Here is a 17,119-nt window from a genome sequence, read left to right on the forward strand (position 1 = left end):
ATTCAAGTCGCCGCCGTAAGCGGCTTCATTGCACCGGCAGGGGAAGACGCCTATGCCAACGCTCACGATCAACGGGCGGAGTATGTCCGTGGACGCGGCAAACGACACGCCGCTCCTTTGGGCCATCCGCGAACAATTGCAGATGACCGGCACGAAATTCGGCTGCGGTGCCGGCCTGTGCGGTGCCTGCACCGTGCACGTCAACGGCGAGGCCGTACGGTCGTGCCAGACCATGGTCGGCGACGTCGCCGGCAAGAAGATCACCACCATCGAAGGCCTCTCCGCCAAGGGTGACCATCCCCTGCAGAAGGCATGGATCGCCGAGCAGGTGCCGCAATGCGGCTATTGCCAGTCCGGGCAGATCATGCAGGCGGCTTCGCTGCTGGCGAAGAACGCCAATCCGACCAAGGAAGAGGTCGTGGCGCATATGGACGGCAATCTCTGCCGTTGCATGACCTATTCGCGGATCCAGAAGGCAATCATGCGCGCCGCCACCGAGATGCGCACCGCATCCGCCGCCGGCAACGAGCGGAGGCCCACATGAACGAGCACGTGAAGACCATCACAGCCGAGACGACGGAGCTCAGCCGCCGCTCCTTCCTGGTCGGCACCGCCGCCGCCGGCCTCGTGCTCGGCTATGCCGGCGTGCCCGGCATTGGTGAAGCGCTCGCCGCGGCGCCGGCCAATTTCGAGCCGAGCGTCTGGTATGCGATCTCGCCCGATGGCCTGGTCACCGTGACCTGCGGCAAGGCCGACATGGGCCAGCACATCGCCTCCACCATGGCGCAGATCGTCTGCGAGGAGCTGGGTGCGAAGTGGAGTGACATGCGGGTCAATCTCGCCTCCAACGATCCGAAGTTCAACGATCCGGTCCTCGGGGCGCAGATCACCGGCGGCAGCTGGTCGACCATGATGAACTTCGACGCGATGAGCCGGGCGGGTGCGGCCGGACGCATGGCGTTGACGGAAGGCGCGGCCACTGCGATGGGCGTGCCGGCTTCCGAGCTCGTGGTGCGGGATTCCGTGATCTCGCATGCCAAGTCGAAGAAGCAGATGTCGTTCGCCGATGTCGTCAGGAGCGGCAAGGCAACGAAAACCTTCACGCCCGACGAGCTGAAGGCGATCAAGCTGAAGACGCCGGATCAATACACCATGATCGGTGTGTCGGTGCCGCAGCTCGACATCCCCTCCAAGACCAACGGCACGGCCAAATACGGCATCGACGTGATGATCCCGGGCATGGTCTATGGCGCGGTGGTGACGCCGCCGGTGCGCTATGGCGCCACGGTGAAATCGGTCGATGACAGCAATGCGAAGAAGGTGCCGGGCTTCATCAAGGCCGTCACCCTCGACGACAAGACCCAGACCACGACGGGCTGGGTCGTTGCGATCGCCAATACCTATGCCAACGCGAAGAAGGCCGCGGCAGCGCTGAAGGTCAGCTATGACGGCGGGCCGAATGCAAAGCTGTCGAGCGAGTCGCTGCTCGATGAGGCCAAGCGGCTTCAGGGCCTCGACGATTCCGGCCAGTTCTTCGTCAAGGATGGCGATGTCGGCGCCGCGCTCGGCACGGCGGCGAAGGTGCTTGAGGCGGAATACACCACCAGCATCAACATCCATGCGCCGATGGAGCCGATGAACGCCACTGCGGAGTTCAAGGGCGACATCCTGCACATCTATTCCGGCAATCAGTTCGCGACGCGCTCCGGCGCGATTGCGGCGGGTGCTGCCGGGATCGATCCGAAGTTCGTGGTGATGCACCAGATGTGGCTCGGCGGCGGTTTCGGCCGCAGGCTAGATGCCGACATGATGGTGCCGGCAGTGCAGGCGGCCAAGGCCGTCGGCAAGCCGGTGAAGGTGATCTACACGCGCGAGAACGACATGACGATGGATTTCTCGCGTCCGCTCACCTACCAGAAAGTGAAGGCCGGCATTGACGGCGACGGCAAGCTCGTCGCGCTCAGCCACGACGTCGTCTCGGCGTGGCCGACCCAGCGCTGGGGCATCCCCGACTTCCTGTCGCCTTCGGTCGACAAGAAGGGCCCGCTCGACGCGTTCACCGTGAACGGTTCGGACTTCTTCTACACCGTGCCGAACCACAATGTGCGCGCGATCAAGAACGAGATGGCGCACAACGCCACTCCGTCGGGCCAGCTCCGCTCGGTGGCGCCGGGTTGGACCTTCTGGGCGGTCGAGAGCATGATCGACGAGATCGCGGTCGCGGCCGGCAAGGATCCGGCGCAGTATCGCATCTCGCTGCTCGACGGCGCGGGCAAGAACGACGGCGGCGCGCAGCGGTTGCGCAACACGCTGCTCGCCGCGATGGGCCTTGCAGGCTACGGCACCAAGAAGCTGCCGAAGGGTGAGGGCATGGGCGTTGCCTGCGTGTCGTCACAGGAACGTGCGACCGCAAGCTGGACCGCTTGCGTCGCGCATGTTGCTGTCGCGCCCTCAGGCGAGGTGACCGTGAAGAAGCTCACGGTCGCAACCGATGTCGGCACGCAGGTGCATCCCGACAACATCCGCGCCCAGGTCGAGGGTGCGGCGCTGTGGGGCCTGTCGCTGGCCTTGTACGAGAAGGCGACGCTGAAGGACGGCGGCATCGAGCAGACCAATTTCGATAGCTACACGCCCTTGCGCATGAGCCAGATGCCGGAGGTCGCGGTCGCCGTGATCGCCAATGGCGAGAAGGCCACCGGCGTCGGCGAGCCGGCGGTGACGGTCGTCGCGCCCGCCATCGGCAACGCCATCTTCAATGCCTCCGGCGCCCGCGTCCGCGCGCTGCCGATCACGGCGGAGGCCGTGAAGGGGGCGATGAAGGCGTAAGGCGGGGCGTCCTGCCGCACCAAGAACGATCCGCCGGAGGGCGACCTCCGGCGGATTTTTGTTGCGAAAAAGCCAGTGTTTTCAAGGGCCGTTCTACTGCGCATGGGGTTGTTTTCGCGTTCGTGGGGAGGCGATCCGTAAAATTGCGTGGAATTCCGGCAGCCTCCGTTGAGCATGCCTCTTAAGGGCCGGAGAACCTGATCCGGCTTAGGCTGATGCCAAATACCCTCCCGTGCTTTTGGGGAAGCCATGAACGCGCCAGCCAAATCCGCCACCACACGCCAGCTTCTGCTGGCTTCGGATCGCAGCGACCAGAGCAGCGAGCTCGCCAGCATCTTGAAGGCGGTCGGCGACGTCGCGACGGTCTCGACGCAGGAGATCCCCGAGCAGCCGTCACGCGCGCTCTCCGGCCTCGTGGTCGACATCAACCTGCGCTCGCCCGAGAGCGTGCAGCGGGTGCGCAACAAGCTGCGGGGCGACGCCTATCGTTCCATGCCGCGGCTGTTCGTGCTGGCGGACGCCCTGCACCACGGCACCATGCAGGCCTGGGCGCTGGGCGCCACCGACACCATCTCGCGACCGCTGCAGCCGGAAGACATCCTCCAGCGCATCCGCGCTGCATTCCCCGATACCGCGACCTATGACGCGACCGATCGCGGCAAGACGCTCAACCGCGGCGTCGAGGCGGCGCATACGGTGCTGAAGAAGATGTTCGAGAAGCTGCCGCTCGGCATCCCCTTGACGTTCGACGACGTCATCGCCGCCGAGAACAAGATCCTGAAGGCGATCAAGCACTCCTCGCTGCGCGAATGGCTCACCACCGTCGGCTGCCATCATGTCGGCAGTTACCGGCACTGCCTGTTCGTCACCGGCTTTGCGGTCGCCTTCGCGCAGCACCTCGGCATGCGCGAGGACGACCAGCGCCGGCTGACCCGCGCCGCGCTGCTGCACGATGTCGGCAAGGCCTTCGTTCCCTCTCATTTGCTCGACAAGGCCGGCAAGCTCACCGACGAGGAGATGGCCGAGGTTCGACAGCATCCGCGCCGCGGCTATGACGCGCTCGCAGCCCAAGGCGGCTTCCCGCCGGAGATGCTCGACGTCGTCTTGCATCACCATGAATTCCTCGACGGCTCCGGCTACCCCAACGCGCTGTCGTCGAACCAGATCAGCGACATCGTGCGCCTGACGACGATCGTCGACATCTATGCGGCTCTGGTCGAGAAGCGCGCCTACCGCATGCCGTTCACGCACTCGCGTGCTTTCACGATGATGGAAGGCATGGGCGGCAAGCTGGACCAACAGCTGCTGCAGGCGTTCCGGCCGGTGGCGCTGGGATCGTTCTGATCCGGCTGCCGTCACTCGACCGGCTTCCTGAGTTCCGCCTTCGCCGCCGTCGCCAGCGACGCTAATCCTCCGACGCCGGCGTCGCGCGGCCGGACATCGATCTTCTGTTGACGAGCTGGAGCGACATCCGCGGCGCTTTGCCGCTCGCCAGCGCTTGCGGACTTCCGGTGCATAGCGGGCTTTGTTACAACGCCGCCGACGCCGCTATCAAGAACAACACTTGGGAGAACCCTCGAGATGATCACCCGCCGTTCCGCGCTCGGCCTGCTCGCCGCCACGCCGCTTGCAGCCAGCCCGCTGTCGAAAGCCTTCGCGGCGGATTATCCGTCCCGGCCGGTGAAGTTCGTGGTCGGCTATCCGCCCGGCGGTGCAACCGACATTCTCGCCCGCCTGATCGGCCAGCGGCTGTCGGAGCGGCTCGGCCAGCAATTCGTGATCGAGAACAAGCCGGGCGCCGGCAACAACATCGGCACCGAATCCGTCGTGAATGCCGAGCCAGACGGCTACACCGTGCTGCTGGTCAATCCGGCGAACTACATCAACTCGACGCTCTATACCAATCTCAAATTCAACTTCGTTCGCGACATCGCGCCGATCGCCGCCTTCCAGCGCGTGCCGAACGTGATGACCGTCAACAAGGACGTGCCTGCCAAGACCGTTGCCGAGTTCATCGATTACGTGAAAGCCAACCCCGGCAAAGTGAACATGGCCTCTTCCGGCAACGGCACCTCGGTGCATCTGTCCGGCGAAATGTTCATGGCGATGACCGGCTGCAAGATGCAGCACGTGCCCTATCGCGGCGCGGCGCCCGCGATCACCGACATGCTCGGCGGACAGGTGCAGGTGATCTTCGACAACATGCCATCGATCATCCAGCACATCCGCTCCGGTTCGCTGCGCGCGCTCGGCGTCACCACCGCGCAGCGCTCGCCACAGCTTCCCGACGTGCCGGCGATCGGCGAGACCGTGAAGGATTATGAGGCAAGCGCGCTGTTCGGCATGGGCGCGCCGAAGAACATGCCCAAGGACGTGATCGCCAAGCTCAACGACGAGATCAACACGATCTTGAAGGAGCCCGACATGACCAAGCGCCTGGTCGAGCTTGGCGGCGATCCGCTCGTCTTGACGCCGGAGGGGTTCGGCCAGCAGATCGAGGCGGAGACCGCCAAGTGGAAGAAAGTCGTCGAGTTCGCCGGCCTCAAGGTCGAGTAGCGTTTCCTAGATCGACCGGGAATTGAGCCCCGCCGCAAGGCGGGGCTTTCCTGTTGCGCGAGTTCCTGCTTGACGGGCTGAGGTCAGCGCCTATACTAAACCTTATGGTTAAGTATCAAGACGAGACGCTCGATCGCACCTTTGCGGCATTGTCGGATCCGACGCGGCGCGCATTGCTGGCCCGCCTCGGCGAAAAGGATAGTCTGTCCGTGAGCGAGCTGGCCGCGCCCTTCTCGATCTCGCTGCCGGCGATCATGAAGCACCTCGACGTGTTGACGGATGCAGGCCTGATCGTGCGGGAGAAGACCGGGCGCACGGTTTCCTGCCGGCTCACCGCGCAGCCGATGGAGCAGGCGATGGACTGGCTCAATCGCTATGCCCAATTCTGGACCGAGAGTTTCGACCGCCTTGCCGCCTTTGTGGAGGACAAACCATGGTCAACGCCGTCGCCAACGTCGCCGGACGCGCAAACGAAGGCCCAAGCCTCACGCTCACACGCCGGCTCCGCGCGCGGCCGGAAAAGGTCTTCGCCGCCTGGACGCAAGCCGCGCAGCTAGTGCAATGGTTCGGGCCGCCGAGCATGAAGCCGGCGACGCTGAACGCCGAACTCGACGTCCGCGCCGGCGGCCGCTACCGCATCTCGTTCACGCGCGACGACGGCGAATATTTCGAGGCGGGCGGCCTCTACCGTGAGGTCGTACCGAATGAGCGGTTGGTCTTCACCTGGGCCTGGCATTCGACACCGGAGCGCGAATCGTTGGTGACGATCACGCTGAAGCCCGACAGTGCCGGCACGCTGATGATTTTTCATCACGCTCAGTTCTTCGACGAAACTGCACGCGACAACCATCGGCGTGGCTGGGACTCGTTCTTCGACAAGCTCGACGCCTTCATCGGCTGATCCGGACAGAGGAGGATATCATGCAGCAACATCAGATCGTCTCGCGCGAGCAATGGGTCGCGGCTCGCAAGGTCCATCTGGCGCGCGAGAAGGAGTTTTCACAGGCACGCGAGCGCCTCGCCGAGGAGCGCCGCGCATTACCCTGGGTGAAGGTTGACAAGAGCTACATCTTCGACGCGCCGGACGGCCAGGCGACGTTGGCTGACCTCTTCAAGGGCCGCCCGCAGCTCGTGGTTCAGCATGTGATGTTCGCGCCGGACTGGGAAGCTGCCTGCAAGAGCTGCTCGTTCTGGGCCGATGGCTTCGAGCGCATGGTGCCGCATCTGGCGGCGCGCGACACCACCATGGTCGCGATCTCGCTGGCCCCGGTCTCGAAGCTCGAGGCGTTCAAAAAACGGATGGGCTGGAGTTTCGATTGGGTGTCGTCAGGCCGCAACGACTTCAACTACGATTACGAAGTCTCGTTCACGCGCGAGCAGATTGATCGGGGCGTGCCGAAATACAATTTCGGCACCACGCCGTTCTACGGCCCGGAGCTGCCCGGCATCAGCGTGTTCTTTCGCGACGAGGCAGGCGAGATCTTTCACACCTATTCCTGCTTCGCCCGGGGCCTCGACATGATGAACGCGGCTTATCAATATCTCGACCTCACTCCGCTCGGCCGACACGAGGAAGGCCTGCCCTATCCGATGGACTGGGTCCGCCTGCGCGACCAATACGAGTCGCAGGCAAACAGCGCGTGCTGCCACGGGTGACGGCGGCTACTTCTTCGCGTCGGCCTCTTCCGTGCCTTTGCACGAGATCAGCATCGTATAGGCGCGGGCGTTGCCGGCGATCTCGGTGGTTTTGAGCTCGCCCTTCGGCTCGGCCGTCTGGTATGGCACCACCGAATTGTCGAGGAAGTCGCGCAGCGCGCCGGTCTTGATCGCGAAGTTGATGTTCTCGGGGATGTCGCCTGTCAGCGCGGCAATGCGCAATCCGGGGAGCTTGCCGGTGACCACGCCAACGATCTGACCGCTGGTGTCGAACAGCGGGCCGCCGCTGTTGCCGGGCTGCACCGGTGCGCTGATTTGCAGGAATCGCGTGTCGTTGCGCATGCCGCTGAGCGAGCTCACGATCCCGGTCGTCACGGTGAAGTCGGACGTGAGCAAGCCGTGATAGGGAAAGCCGATTGCAACGACAGAGTCGCCGGAGCGGAAGGAGCGGTCACGGATCCGGGCATACTCGTTGAATGTCGCCGTCGACGGCGCCTGCAAAAGAGCGAGATCGTTGTTCACGTCGGCAGACACCACGCGCAATAACATCGCTGCCTGGCCAGTGAGATTTCCTTTGAGCTCGCTGCAACCTTCGATCACGTGGTTGTTGGTGACGATGTGGCCGCTCGCGCTGACCACGAAGCCGGTGCCAAATCCGGAACTGCTCTTGGTGCCTTTGGCGGGCTTGCCCGCCGCCGGTGACGCCTGCTTGTCCGCCGTGACGGCCGGCTTGGCGGCACCCTTGGTGAAGTCGCCGGCCTTGTCGAGGCCGTCGGCCTTCACCTTGGTCACGCAATTGGCCAATGCAGCGATCACCGGTCCGGTCGAGGTGAGGTTAAAATTCAGAACGGCGCTGCCGGCCGTCGCCACCATCAGGCTCGCTTTCTGGAACGCACGCACGACATTCGGCGGCAAAATGGCAGTGAGCATGTTGGGCTGGTAGGCCGTGGCGTACAGCCTGGCTTGCTCCTGCCCGTCAAAGGTCACGTCGATCGCGGCACTCTCGCCCTTGTTGAAGTGATAATTGGGGCTCGCAAAGGCGAGCGACCATGTGCCGGCGGCATTTTGGCTCACGACCAGGCTGACACCGCTCGCATACGGCGTCGTTGCGGCGCAATGAGAGAAGGCGCCGGTCTGATCGTTGCTGAAGGCGCCTCCGATCCAGTTGCCGACATTGACTGAGCCGAACGGTCCCGCCGCGTGTGCCAACCCCGCAAAACCAAGCTGCAACAGCGCCGCAGCAACAAACGATGTCAACCGCATAACTTCCCCCGAAATGCTTTGACCTCATCTTACCTGCGTGCTCGCGTGTTGTGCAACCAACAGTTGTTGAAGGCGCCCGGGACCTGCCGGGGACTTTCGGACTTGCCTTTAACTTTGTGAAGCGGTATACTTTGCATTACAAAGTGATCGGAAAAGCCGGTCCGCGGGGCGTGGGTGGAGCGGAGTTTTGGCGTTGCCAATGCGCGATCTCGACAAGGCACTGGCCGACATCGTGGCGATCCGCAGCCAGATTGCGGCCGGCACGGCGTTCCGCGGCTATGGTCCGGCCACGATGGCGGCGACCGGAGCTGTGGCGCTTGTCACCGCCATCCTGCAATTCTGGCTGCTCCGCGATCCCACCGGCGAGCCGCTCGGCTTCTTCTTCGGCTGGTTCATCGCGGCTGCGTTGTCCGGCCTGATCATCTGGATCGAGATGCGCGCGCGCTCGCGCCGCCATCATTCGGGTCTCGCCGACGCCATGATCCATCAGGCCGTCGAGCAGTTCCTGCCCGCGGGCGTCGCGGGTGTCCTGCTTGCGGTGGTGATGTGGAAGTTCGCCGCGGAGACGCTGTGGCTGCTCCCGGGGCTATGGCAGATCCTGGTGTCGCTCGGCATCTTCGCCTCTGTCCGTTGGCTGCCGCGCAGCGTGGCATTCGCCGGGGCCTGGTACTTCATCTCGGGTTTCGTGGTCGTGGCGCTTGCGAGCCGGACCCACATGCTGTCGCCTTGGACCATGGGCCTGCCCTTCGTCATCGGCCAATCGGTCATGGCGGCGATTCTGTATTTCGCGTCCGGAGACAATGATGTCGAAGAGTGACAGTGCGCCGTTCTCTTATGAGGGGCTCGACCGTGTGATCCACGAGAAGGCGAGGCTTGGGCTTCTGACCTCGTTGATGGCTCACCCGAAGGGGCTTGCGTTCGCCGACCTGAAACAGCTCTGCGGCCTTACCGACGGCAATCTCAGCCGGCACCTCGCGGTGCTCCAGGAGGCTGGCCTCGTCGAGGTCACGAAGGGCTATGAAGGAAATCGCCCGCACACCACCTGCCGTCTGACCAAGACCGGCCGGCGCCGCTTCCTCGACTATCTCGCGGTGCTCGAGCGGCTGGTCCGCGACGCCGCCAAGGCTGCGGGCCGCGAAGCCTCGCCGCTCGGCCGTCTCGGCATTCTCCCGACCTGACCTGTCCCCCATTTTTGACTGGAGACTTTGCGATGCAAAGTGAGATCACGTGCCACAACGAAAAACTTCATGTCGGCATCATCATGGACGGCAACGGGCGATGGGCGACGCGGCGCGGTCTGTCGCGCGTGCGCGGCCACGAGGCCGGGGTGGAGACGATTCGGCGAATCGTCGAGGCCGCGCCCAAGCAGGGCATCGGCACGCTGACGCTCTATGCGTTCTCGACCGACAATTGGCGCCGGCCCAAGGCCGAGGTCGCCGCGCTGATGACGCTGCTTCGCTTCTATCTCGCCAATGAGGTGCAGAGCCTCGCGAAGAACGGTGTCCGCCTCAACGTCATCGGCCGCCGCGACCGGCTGCCGGATGGTATCGCCAATGCCATCGCGCGCGCGGAGGGGGCCACCGCCCACGGCACCACGCTGAATCTGCGCATCGCCGTCGACTATTCCGCGCGCGACGCCATCCTGAATGCGGCGGCGAAGGCGGCTGCGCTGACCAGCCTGACCCGCGAAGCCTTCTCACAGCTCGTCACCGGCGAGGCAGGCTTGCGCGACGTCGATCTCATCATCCGTACCTCGGGCGAGAAGCGCCTGTCGGACTTCCTGCTCTGGGAAGGCGCCTATGCCGAGCTGCATTTCACCGACCGGATGTGGCCGGAATTCGATGCAAGTGATCTCGCCGCTGCGCTGGCCTCCTTCCACGGCCGCGAGCGCCGCTTCGGCGGCCTCAAGGCCATCATGCCAAAGGAGGTGCCGTCGCTCTCGCGGGCGTGAGGCTGGACCGCATCGCTGAATTCTGATGTCGTGGAGCACCACCATTCGTGAGTGATCGCATGACGTCCTTCAAAACCATTCGTGCCCGCGCAGAGAAGCGCAAGGGCGGGCCCAAGGCGCTCGAGAAGCTGATGCCTGACAAGCCCGGCCTGAAGGGTCTGGCAAGACTCGGCGACGACCGCATTCTCGCCGAGATGACGCGGCGGGTGTTTTGCGCAGGCTTTGCCTGGAACGTGATCGAGGCGAAATGGGACGGTTTCGAAGACGCGTTCCTGCGTTTCCAGCCGGGCAAGCTCAGCTTCCAGCCAGAGGATTATTGGGAAGCCCTGCTGCGCGACGCGCGGATCGTGCGCAATGGCGCCAAGATCATGTCGGTGCGCGACAATGCAGCCTTCGTGCAGGAGATCGCGACAGAGCACGGCAGCTTCGGCAAGTTCCTGGCGAAATGGCCGCCCTCCAACCAGATCGGCCTGCTCGATCTGCTCGGCAAGCGCGGCTCCCGACTCGGCGGCAACACCGGCCAGATGCTGCTGCGTTTCGTCGGCTGGGACGGTTTTGTGACATCGCGGGATGTCGTCGCTTGCTTGCGCGATGCCGGTCTCGACATCGCCGAAGAGGTCAAGTCGAAGGGCGATCTCGCAAAGGTGCAGGCGCAGTTCAATGCCTGGGCCGAGGAGACCGGTCTGCCCTACACCTATCTGTCACGCATCTGCGCCCTCTCGGTTGGCGAGAACAGGATCGAGCACTAGTTCACGGCGAAGTCACGCATGATCGGGCGGATCGTGGGCATCGTGTGGCGATCCTGCGCCGTCCGCGCGGCAGATGAAGCGCGCGATCACGAATTGACTTTCGCAGGAACATTTGTGCGCAGCACCCGTTCGGGAGTTTGAGCCAGGCGGTACAGGCGCCCGCTCAGTTCCATGAACAGACAGAACGGAGCAGCTCATGAAGCTCACATCCGAACAGGTGAAGCAGACCGTCAACCAGCTCGGCGCCCAGGTGCTGCCCGATGAGCATCCCGCCATTCCCCAGCTCAACAGCATGTTCGGCGACCACACCTTCTTCGTCGACGAGATGGGCCTGAAAGTTCTCGAGCCGACCCCGTCGCTCGGCGCGGAGCGCGAGACCGGCGAAGTCGTCAGCCTCGCCGACTGGAGTGATGCCGATCTGACCCGCTTGATGGCGCACGAACCGGAGCCGACCGGCGTGATCGTCGTGTTCGAGCACGTCAGGCACTGACTGGGCCGCGCCAAGCAAGACCACCCTTCGGGCGACGAAGGGTGGCTCGATCAGACGTGCGGTGAGCCGCTGATGTCCGATCCGCCCCTGTGCAGAACGGCCTAAGCAGTTTAGGCTCTTCGATGTGGGTGCATCACCCAAAATGATCGAAGCGACTTGCAGGAGGTGACGATCATGGACGTCGACAAGGCTACTGCCGTGATTTCCGCAGCCGGGATCGAACTGACCGACCGGCGCCGGAACGGCGCCGATGATGGCTGGTCGCTCAGCTTCTCCAATGGCGCCGTCGTGGAAGTCGGGGACAAGGGAGACATCTCCGCTTCGGGCAAGGGTGCCGAGGTGGTCGCAAGCCTGCTCGGGTTGCCCGACAAATCGGCTTGAGGCCGCAGGCCCTGAGCCCTTCACTTCGCCGGTTGATATCCGTCGGACAGCGTGCCGAGAAAGGCGACGACGTCGTCGATCTCGACCGCAGTCAAGGCGGGTGCATCACCGGCCCTGCGGTCAAACGGCGCATCCATGTTGACATTGGCCTTGGGCCGTTCGGGCAGATCATCATATTTATCGACGCTGCCGTTCGCCTTGCGCGGATACCAAAGCTCCGGCCGCGTCTCGCGTTCGACATAGAACCGCACGGCGTCGCGCAGGGAGTGCACGGAGCCGTTGTGAAAGAAGCTTTGGCGAAGCGCGACATTTCGCAGTGTCGGCGTCCGGAACAGGCCGCAATAATCCTCGCGCTTCAGGAAATCGTTGCGCAGCGGCCCGCACAGGCCGAGGTCGAAATAGGCCGGGTCCTTGTTGGCGGGAATGTCGCGATTGCGCGGCACGCCGAGCGCGATCAGTCCGTAATCGGTGAACTGGGGCGGGGTGCCGTCATTGCCCCGTTTGCTGATATGGCAGGAGGCGCAATTGCCCTTGTTCGGCGCGTTGAACAGCTCGAGCCCCCGCGCTTCCGCAGGCGCAAGCTCGGCCTCGCCGGCCAGCACCGCGTCATATTTGCTCGAATAGGGATAAAAGGTCCGGTAATCCTGCTGGTAGACTTCGAGCGCCTTGAGCGCGATCCTGTACACGGTGGCAGGATCGGCAGCTGCCTTGGATCCGGCGATGGCCGCGATCTCCTTGCCGTGGCCGGCAGCGAGCACCCGGCGCGCCACCTCGAACGCGTCCCGATTGCCCATCTCAAAGCTCGAGAGCAGCGGAATTGCCGCCTGATCGGCGCCACGGTCGACCCGTCCATCCCAGGTCAGGCCTCCGGTCGGGCCGTTGTCGATGCTTTCGTCGGCCTCGTCCTCGGAATCGTGGAAATGTTCGGTGAAAGGCGGCACCGCTTGCAGGTATTTCAGGGAGGGGACGGCTCGCATCCCCGGTTGCTGCAGGTCGCCACCGCCCATCTGCACCGCGCGTGAATTGGCCGGTCCGAAGCCGTGGGCGGGATCGTGGCAGGACGAGCATGCAAGCTTCCCCGACGGCGAGAGCGAGGGATCGAAAAACAGGGCCCGACCGAGCGCGCCGAGTCGCTCGGCCTGCCGGCGCGCCTCGGCGCGCGACATCTCCGCACGGGCCTTGCCGGGACCGAGGGCGAAAGCGGTGAGGACAATCACCGATACCAAAACCCAGTGCGTCATCCGCATGTTGCAACCGTGCCTATGGCGAGGCATCGTCATGACGATTAAACCGTGCTTTCGAGGGGCGTCCACGCTATGACGAATGGAACGAGAGCATCAATCAGGTGAGACAGGGGGGCTTTGAATGCGGGCGAAATCGGCGATTGTCCTTTGTGCATCGAGTTTGGTCATCGGTGCGTTCGATCCGGCGCTCGCGGCGGGGAACGCTCCCGCCGCCAGGAAGGATGCTCCCGACGATCTGACGCTGATCGATACGGTGGTGGTGATTTTTGCCGAGAACCGCAGCTTCGACAATCTCTATGGCAATTTCCCGGGCGCGAACGGTGTTGCGAACGCGTCCGCCCGGACGACGACGCAGCGCGATCGCGACGGCAAGCCGTTCCGCGAATTGCCGCCGGTCTGGGGCGGCCTGACCGCCAAGGGTGTGACGCCGCCGGTGACCGAGGCGCAGACCGAGCATCTGCCCAATCGCCCCTTCTATCTGGACGATCCGAAGGGCTTCAAGCTCGGCTACGGCACCATCACGCACGACCTCTGGCACCGCTTCTACCAGAATCAGATGCAGATCGATGGAGGGCGCAACGACAAGTTCGTCGCCCACGCCGACTCCGGTGCGCTGGTGATGAGCCTGTGGGACGGATCGAAGCAGGCGATGTGGAAGGTTGCCGAGAAATATACGCTGGCCGACAATTTCTTCATGGGAGCGTTCGGCGGCTCTTTCCTGAACCACCAATGGCTGGTCTGCGCCTGCGTCCCCACCTTTCCCAAGGCCGACATGAGCCCGGCCAAGCCGTCGATCTCCGTTGTGGAAGCTGACGGCGTGACGTTGAAGGAGGCCGCCAACTCGCCGAAATCGGCCATGGATGGCATCCCAAAATACGTCAGCGACGGCAATCTCACCCCCGATTTCTATGCCGTGAATACCATGCAGCCGCCCTTTCAGCCGAGCGGCAACGAACCCGCGAAGGATGGCGACAAGGCTTATGCGGATCCGATGAAGCCGACGACGTTGCCGCCGCAGACCGAGCCGACGATCGGCGATTTGCTCAGTCTCAAGCGCGTCAGCTGGGCCTGGTACGGCGGCGCCTGGCAGGACGTGCTGGAGCATGGCAACAATTCACCGGTCCCGAACTTCCAGTATCACCACCAGGCCCTGAACTATTACGCCAGCTTCGCGCCCGGCACCGCGGCACGTGCCGAGCATCTGCTCGACGGTGGCCTTGGGGGTACCGAGTTCATCAAGGCGATCGACGACGGCAAGCTGCCGCAGGTCAGCTTCTACAAGCCGCAGGGCGACCTCAATGAGCATTCGGGCTATGCCGATATCCAGGCCGGCGACACGCATATCGCCGACGTGATCGCACATCTCGAGAAGAGCCCGCAGTGGCAGCATATGCTTGTCGTCGTGACCTATGACGAGAACGGCGGCCTGTGGGATCACGTCGCGCCGCCGAAGGGCGACCGCTGGGGCCCTGGCTCCCGCGTCCCCGCCATCATCATCTCCCCCTATGCGCGCCACGGCTATGTCGACCACACGGCGATGGACACGACCTCGATCCTGCGCTTCATCACGCGCCGCTTCGAGCTGCCGACCCTGCACGGCATCACCGTGCGCGATGCGGCGATTGCCGCTCACGATCAGAAGCCGCTCGGAGACCTGACCAGCGCGCTCGCGCTCAAAGGAAAGTAGGAGCCGCGCGCAAAGACTGAGATTCGTGTCAGAACCCCTGGGGATCACCACCAAGCCCATGCCGGCTGACCGCCTTCTTCTCCTCCAAGACGCTCTCATCAGGACCGCTGAAACGCATGTCGACCCTGGAAGCCGCGCTGCGAGGAGGAGCAGTCGTCATTCTGCTTTTCCGCGTAGTGGTGGCCGCGCGCGATGCGCGGCGTAATCCCATCAGCCGCTATTCCGCATTTCTGGCTTTGACCATCGCGGCCTATATCGTCGATTCGGCGCCGGGCTTCGGTGTGCTGGCTCTGCCGCTGCGCATGTCGGTTCATCTCGTCAATGCCGGCATGCCGGCGGCGTTCTGGATTGCGATGAGCGCCATCTTCGTCGATGATTTTCGCCTGCGATGGTACCATTGGCTCGGCGGGCTCGCGTTGATGGGGTTCGCGCTGATCGACATGTCCAGACATCCGATGTCTGTCGATGTGGCGCGCAGCTGTCTGTCGGTGTCCCTTTTGCTGCTCGGAATCTGGAGCGTGCTGTCGGGGCGCGCGACTGATCTCGTGGAGAACAGGCGACGGCTCCGCGTCTGGTACGCAATGGTCACCGCGCTCTACTCGCTGTTCACTATCGGCTCGGATTGGCTTTGGCCCGGGGGTCTTTCGGCGGCATCGGTCAGCCTCGCCAACGCGGCCGGCCTGACGGCGCTGATTTTTCTGTTCGCCGTGCTGGGTACGCTGGCTTCGGCCGAGACATCGCTGGTTCCTGCGCCGGTGCTGGCTAGGACGCTGGCAAGCGAGCCGGTCGCGATCCCGCGAGATCCGCCGTCGGCGGCAGTCGCCATCGAGCCCGATGCGGCCGAGCTCGCCGCGCTCCGCCGCCTGCTCGACCGCGACAAGGTCTTTCGTGAGCCGGATTTGAGCATCGCAACACTGTCACAAAAGCTCGACATTCCGGAATACCGGCTGCGTCATCTGATCAACCGTCAGCTCGGCCATCGCAACTTCAGCGCCTTCGTCAACGGCTATCGCTTGGCGGAGGCCGAAGCCGCGCTGGGCGATCCTGCGCAAGCCGCCGTGCCGATCCTGACCATTGCGCTCGATGCCGGCTTCGGCTCGATCGGACCGTTCAATCGCGCCTTCAAGGCGCATACCGGCGTGACGCCGTCCGAGTATCGGCGGGCCCGTGCTGCCGGCGCGACCGGTGCCGAAACCTAGCCGTTTCCCGATTTTGACTGGCCTATTGCAGGAATCGGCCAGTCGTCTTTCAGGTTTCGGCGCGCCGGCGCGCTGTCCTCGTGCAATCCACTGTCCTGCAGGCGGGCAGCCCGCCGATGTGAGATTGCCATGAAGCTATTGATCCAAGTGTTGCAATTCTCCCTTCCCGCCGTGATCGCGATCGCGACGCTGGAGGGGCTCGTCCTGGCGCTGGTGATGCGGCGGGACTACAATTGGCGCGCCTATGGGGCCTCGCTGGCCGACGCTCTTGGCCGGCAATATCTGGTTTACACGCTGCTGCCGCTCAGTATCGCTCAGCCGCTGGTCGATCTGGCCTGGCGCCACCGGCTGTTCACCGTCCCGCTCGACGGGGCGCTGTCGGTGATCGTGCTCGTGATCGCGCAGGACTTCTCCTATTACTGGTTCCACCGCGCCAGCCACCGTGTTCGCTGGTTCTGGGCGACGCATGCGATCCACCATTCCTCGAACGAGTTCAACCTGGCGGCCGCCTACCGCTTTGGCTGGACCGGAAAACTGACCGGTGCGGCGATCTTCTACGTGCCGATGATCTGGCTCGGCTTCGCGCCAGGCCCGGTGTTCATCGCCGCCGGCATCAACCTGCTGTACCAGTTCTGGCTGCACGCGGAGTGGATTCCGAAACTCGGCTGGCTGGAATATGTGCTCAACACGCCGTCGCATCATCGCGTGCACCACGCCTGCAACGCCGAGTATCTCGATCGCAATTACGGCGGCATCTTCATCGTGTTCGACCGGATGTTCGGGACCTTCGTCGCCGAGCGCGACGACCTGCCGTGTCACTACGGCCTGGTGAAGCCGCTGCGCTCCAACAATCCAGTCGTCATCGCGTTTCACGAATGGGCGGCACTGGCTCGCGATCTCTGGCGCTCACCCACGTGGCGCGATCGGCTTGCCTGCCTGATCGGCCCGCCCGGGGATGGTGCTGAGCCTGCGTCCGTCACGCCGGCGGTGCACGATGCCGGTCAAAAGATCGAGGTTGCAGTGGGATGAAATGGCGCACCCGACACGATTCGAACGTGTGACCTTTGCCTTCGGAGGGCAACGCTCTATCCAGCTGAGCTACGGGTGCAACGAGGCC

Annotated in this window: 18 protein-coding genes and 1 tRNA gene; 16 read left to right on the top strand and 3 right to left on the bottom strand. The window is 64.0% G+C overall.

All coding sequences use genetic code 11. The features are described from left to right. Positions 1-52 precede the first annotated feature (52 nt). From ACVW16_RS18885 to ACVW16_RS18915, 7 genes are all read left to right on the top strand, one after another. Positions 53-544, top strand: a complete 492-nt coding sequence (locus ACVW16_RS18885; RefSeq protein ID WP_092231998.1) for a (2Fe-2S)-binding protein — start codon at positions 53-55, stop codon at positions 542-544. Continuing rightward, positions 541-2,826 carry a molybdopterin cofactor-binding domain-containing protein gene (locus tag ACVW16_RS18890; protein WP_456736680.1) on the top strand — a complete coding sequence of 762 codons (2,286 nt, stop codon included), beginning with the start codon at positions 541-543 and terminating at the stop codon, positions 2,824-2,826. The genes ACVW16_RS18885 and ACVW16_RS18890 overlap by 4 nt, the downstream gene beginning before the upstream one ends. A 249-nt stretch (positions 2,827-3,075) precedes the next feature. Further along, positions 3,076-4,170: an HD-GYP domain-containing protein gene (locus ACVW16_RS18895; RefSeq protein ID WP_456738995.1), complete on the top strand. Its 1,095-nt coding sequence runs from the start codon at positions 3,076-3,078 to the stop codon at positions 4,168-4,170. A 237-nt stretch (positions 4,171-4,407) separates the two neighbouring features. Continuing rightward, entirely contained in the window at positions 4,408-5,382 is a 975-nt protein-coding gene (locus tag ACVW16_RS18900) for a Bug family tripartite tricarboxylate transporter substrate binding protein (protein WP_456736678.1), read from the top strand. 53 nt (positions 5,383-5,435) lie between these two features. Further along, positions 5,436-5,939, top strand: coding sequence for an ArsR/SmtB family transcription factor (locus tag ACVW16_RS18905; RefSeq protein ID WP_456736677.1), 504 nt, complete (start codon positions 5,436-5,438; stop codon positions 5,937-5,939). Next, entirely contained in the window at positions 5,939-6,283 is a 345-nt protein-coding gene (locus tag ACVW16_RS18910; protein ID WP_456700658.1) for an SRPBCC family protein, read from the top strand. Before ACVW16_RS18905 ends, ACVW16_RS18910 begins: the two co-directional genes overlap by 1 nt. Positions 6,284-6,303: 20 nt before the next feature. Next, a complete protein-coding gene (locus ACVW16_RS18915; protein WP_456736676.1) occupies positions 6,304-7,038 on the top strand; it encodes a DUF899 domain-containing protein in 735 nt (244 codons plus the stop codon). A 6-nt stretch (positions 7,039-7,044) separates the two neighbouring features. On the opposite strand, the gene ACVW16_RS18920 is transcribed toward ACVW16_RS18915, so the two are convergent. Then, positions 7,045-8,301 (bottom strand): S1C family serine protease, encoded by a 1,257-nt coding sequence (locus ACVW16_RS18920; protein ID WP_456736675.1) that lies wholly within the window; start codon positions 8,299-8,301, stop codon positions 7,045-7,047. Between the two features lie 199 nt (positions 8,302-8,500). Between ACVW16_RS18920 and ACVW16_RS18925 the strand changes: the two genes are divergently transcribed. From ACVW16_RS18925 to ACVW16_RS18950, 6 genes are all read left to right on the top strand, one after another. Further along, entirely contained in the window at positions 8,501-9,118 is a 618-nt protein-coding gene (locus tag ACVW16_RS18925) for a hypothetical protein (protein ID WP_456700661.1), read from the top strand. Continuing rightward, positions 9,105-9,479 (top strand): transcriptional regulator, encoded by a 375-nt coding sequence (locus tag ACVW16_RS18930; RefSeq protein WP_456700662.1) that lies wholly within the window; start codon positions 9,105-9,107, stop codon positions 9,477-9,479. The genes ACVW16_RS18925 and ACVW16_RS18930 overlap by 14 nt, the downstream gene beginning before the upstream one ends. Positions 9,480-9,511: 32 nt before the next feature. Continuing rightward, positions 9,512-10,252 carry a di-trans,poly-cis-decaprenylcistransferase gene (locus ACVW16_RS18935; RefSeq protein WP_456736674.1) on the top strand — a complete coding sequence of 247 codons (741 nt, stop codon included), beginning with the start codon at positions 9,512-9,514 and terminating at the stop codon, positions 10,250-10,252. Between the two features lie 59 nt (positions 10,253-10,311). Further along, on the top strand, positions 10,312-11,001 hold the full coding sequence (locus ACVW16_RS18940; RefSeq protein ID WP_456700664.1) for a DNA-3-methyladenine glycosylase I: 690 nt from the start codon (positions 10,312-10,314) through the stop codon (positions 10,999-11,001). 196 nt (positions 11,002-11,197) lie between these two features. After that, positions 11,198-11,491, top strand: a complete 294-nt coding sequence (locus ACVW16_RS18945; protein ID WP_456700665.1) for a hypothetical protein — start codon at positions 11,198-11,200, stop codon at positions 11,489-11,491. 174 nt (positions 11,492-11,665) lie between these two features. Continuing rightward, positions 11,666-11,872: a hypothetical protein gene (locus tag ACVW16_RS18950; RefSeq protein ID WP_456736673.1), complete on the top strand. Its 207-nt coding sequence runs from the start codon at positions 11,666-11,668 to the stop codon at positions 11,870-11,872. A 20-nt stretch (positions 11,873-11,892) separates the two neighbouring features. Here the strand turns inward: ACVW16_RS18950 and ACVW16_RS18955 are convergent, their stop codons facing one another. Beyond that, on the bottom strand, positions 11,893-13,119 hold the full coding sequence (locus ACVW16_RS18955; RefSeq protein WP_456736672.1) for a cytochrome-c peroxidase: 1,227 nt from the start codon (positions 13,117-13,119) through the stop codon (positions 11,893-11,895). A 118-nt stretch (positions 13,120-13,237) separates the two neighbouring features. Here ACVW16_RS18955 and ACVW16_RS18960 point away from each other — a divergent pair, with 118 nt between their 5' ends. From ACVW16_RS18960 to ACVW16_RS18970, 3 genes are all read left to right on the top strand, one after another. After that, positions 13,238-14,803, top strand: coding sequence for an acid phosphatase (locus ACVW16_RS18960; protein ID WP_456736671.1), 1,566 nt, complete (start codon positions 13,238-13,240; stop codon positions 14,801-14,803). Positions 14,804-14,919: 116 nt separating this feature from the next. Beyond that, positions 14,920-16,002, top strand: a complete 1,083-nt coding sequence (locus ACVW16_RS18965) for a helix-turn-helix domain-containing protein (RefSeq protein ID WP_456736670.1) — start codon at positions 14,920-14,922, stop codon at positions 16,000-16,002. A 129-nt stretch (positions 16,003-16,131) separates the two neighbouring features. Next, positions 16,132-17,031: a sterol desaturase family protein gene (locus ACVW16_RS18970; protein WP_456700670.1), complete on the top strand. Its 900-nt coding sequence runs from the start codon at positions 16,132-16,134 to the stop codon at positions 17,029-17,031. Positions 17,032-17,033: 2 nt separating this feature from the next. Here ACVW16_RS18970 and ACVW16_RS18975 read toward each other — a convergent pair. After that, positions 17,034-17,110: transfer RNA gene (locus ACVW16_RS18975), tRNA-Arg, on the bottom strand. Between the last annotated feature and the right edge of the window lie 9 nt (positions 17,111-17,119).

This window comes from Bradyrhizobium sp. USDA 4474 (genome assembly GCF_054057515.1).

What these genes read in the sequence shown, in the direction of transcription:
- ACVW16_RS18970 (WP_456700670.1), top strand. Translation starts at nt 16,132, where the DNA reads ATGAAGCTATTGATCCAAGTGTTGCAATTCTCCCTTCCCGCCGTGATC.
- ACVW16_RS18940 (WP_456700664.1), top strand. Translation starts at nt 10,312, where the DNA reads ATGACGTCCTTCAAAACCATTCGTGCCCGCGCAGAGAAGCGCAAGGGC.
- ACVW16_RS18895 (WP_456738995.1), top strand. Translation starts at nt 3,076, where the DNA reads ATGAACGCGCCAGCCAAATCCGCCACCACACGCCAGCTTCTGCTGGCT.
- ACVW16_RS18925 (WP_456700661.1), top strand. Translation starts at nt 8,501, where the DNA reads ATGCGCGATCTCGACAAGGCACTGGCCGACATCGTGGCGATCCGCAGC.
- ACVW16_RS18885 (WP_092231998.1), top strand. Translation starts at nt 53, where the DNA reads ATGCCAACGCTCACGATCAACGGGCGGAGTATGTCCGTGGACGCGGCA.
- ACVW16_RS18915 (WP_456736676.1), top strand. Translation starts at nt 6,304, where the DNA reads ATGCAGCAACATCAGATCGTCTCGCGCGAGCAATGGGTCGCGGCTCGC.
- ACVW16_RS18920 (WP_456736675.1), bottom strand. Translation starts at nt 8,301, where the DNA reads ATGCGGTTGACATCGTTTGTTGCTGCGGCGCTGTTGCAGCTTGGTTTT.
- ACVW16_RS18935 (WP_456736674.1), top strand. Translation starts at nt 9,512, where the DNA reads ATGCAAAGTGAGATCACGTGCCACAACGAAAAACTTCATGTCGGCATC.
- ACVW16_RS18900 (WP_456736678.1), top strand. Translation starts at nt 4,408, where the DNA reads ATGATCACCCGCCGTTCCGCGCTCGGCCTGCTCGCCGCCACGCCGCTT.
- ACVW16_RS18945 (WP_456700665.1), top strand. Translation starts at nt 11,198, where the DNA reads ATGAAGCTCACATCCGAACAGGTGAAGCAGACCGTCAACCAGCTCGGC.
- ACVW16_RS18890 (WP_456736680.1), top strand. Translation starts at nt 541, where the DNA reads ATGAACGAGCACGTGAAGACCATCACAGCCGAGACGACGGAGCTCAGC.
- ACVW16_RS18950 (WP_456736673.1), top strand. Translation starts at nt 11,666, where the DNA reads ATGGACGTCGACAAGGCTACTGCCGTGATTTCCGCAGCCGGGATCGAA.
- ACVW16_RS18955 (WP_456736672.1), bottom strand. Translation starts at nt 13,119, where the DNA reads ATGCGGATGACGCACTGGGTTTTGGTATCGGTGATTGTCCTCACCGCT.
- ACVW16_RS18960 (WP_456736671.1), top strand. Translation starts at nt 13,238, where the DNA reads ATGCGGGCGAAATCGGCGATTGTCCTTTGTGCATCGAGTTTGGTCATC.
- ACVW16_RS18965 (WP_456736670.1), top strand. Translation starts at nt 14,920, where the DNA reads ATGTCGACCCTGGAAGCCGCGCTGCGAGGAGGAGCAGTCGTCATTCTG.
- ACVW16_RS18930 (WP_456700662.1), top strand. Translation starts at nt 9,105, where the DNA reads ATGTCGAAGAGTGACAGTGCGCCGTTCTCTTATGAGGGGCTCGACCGT.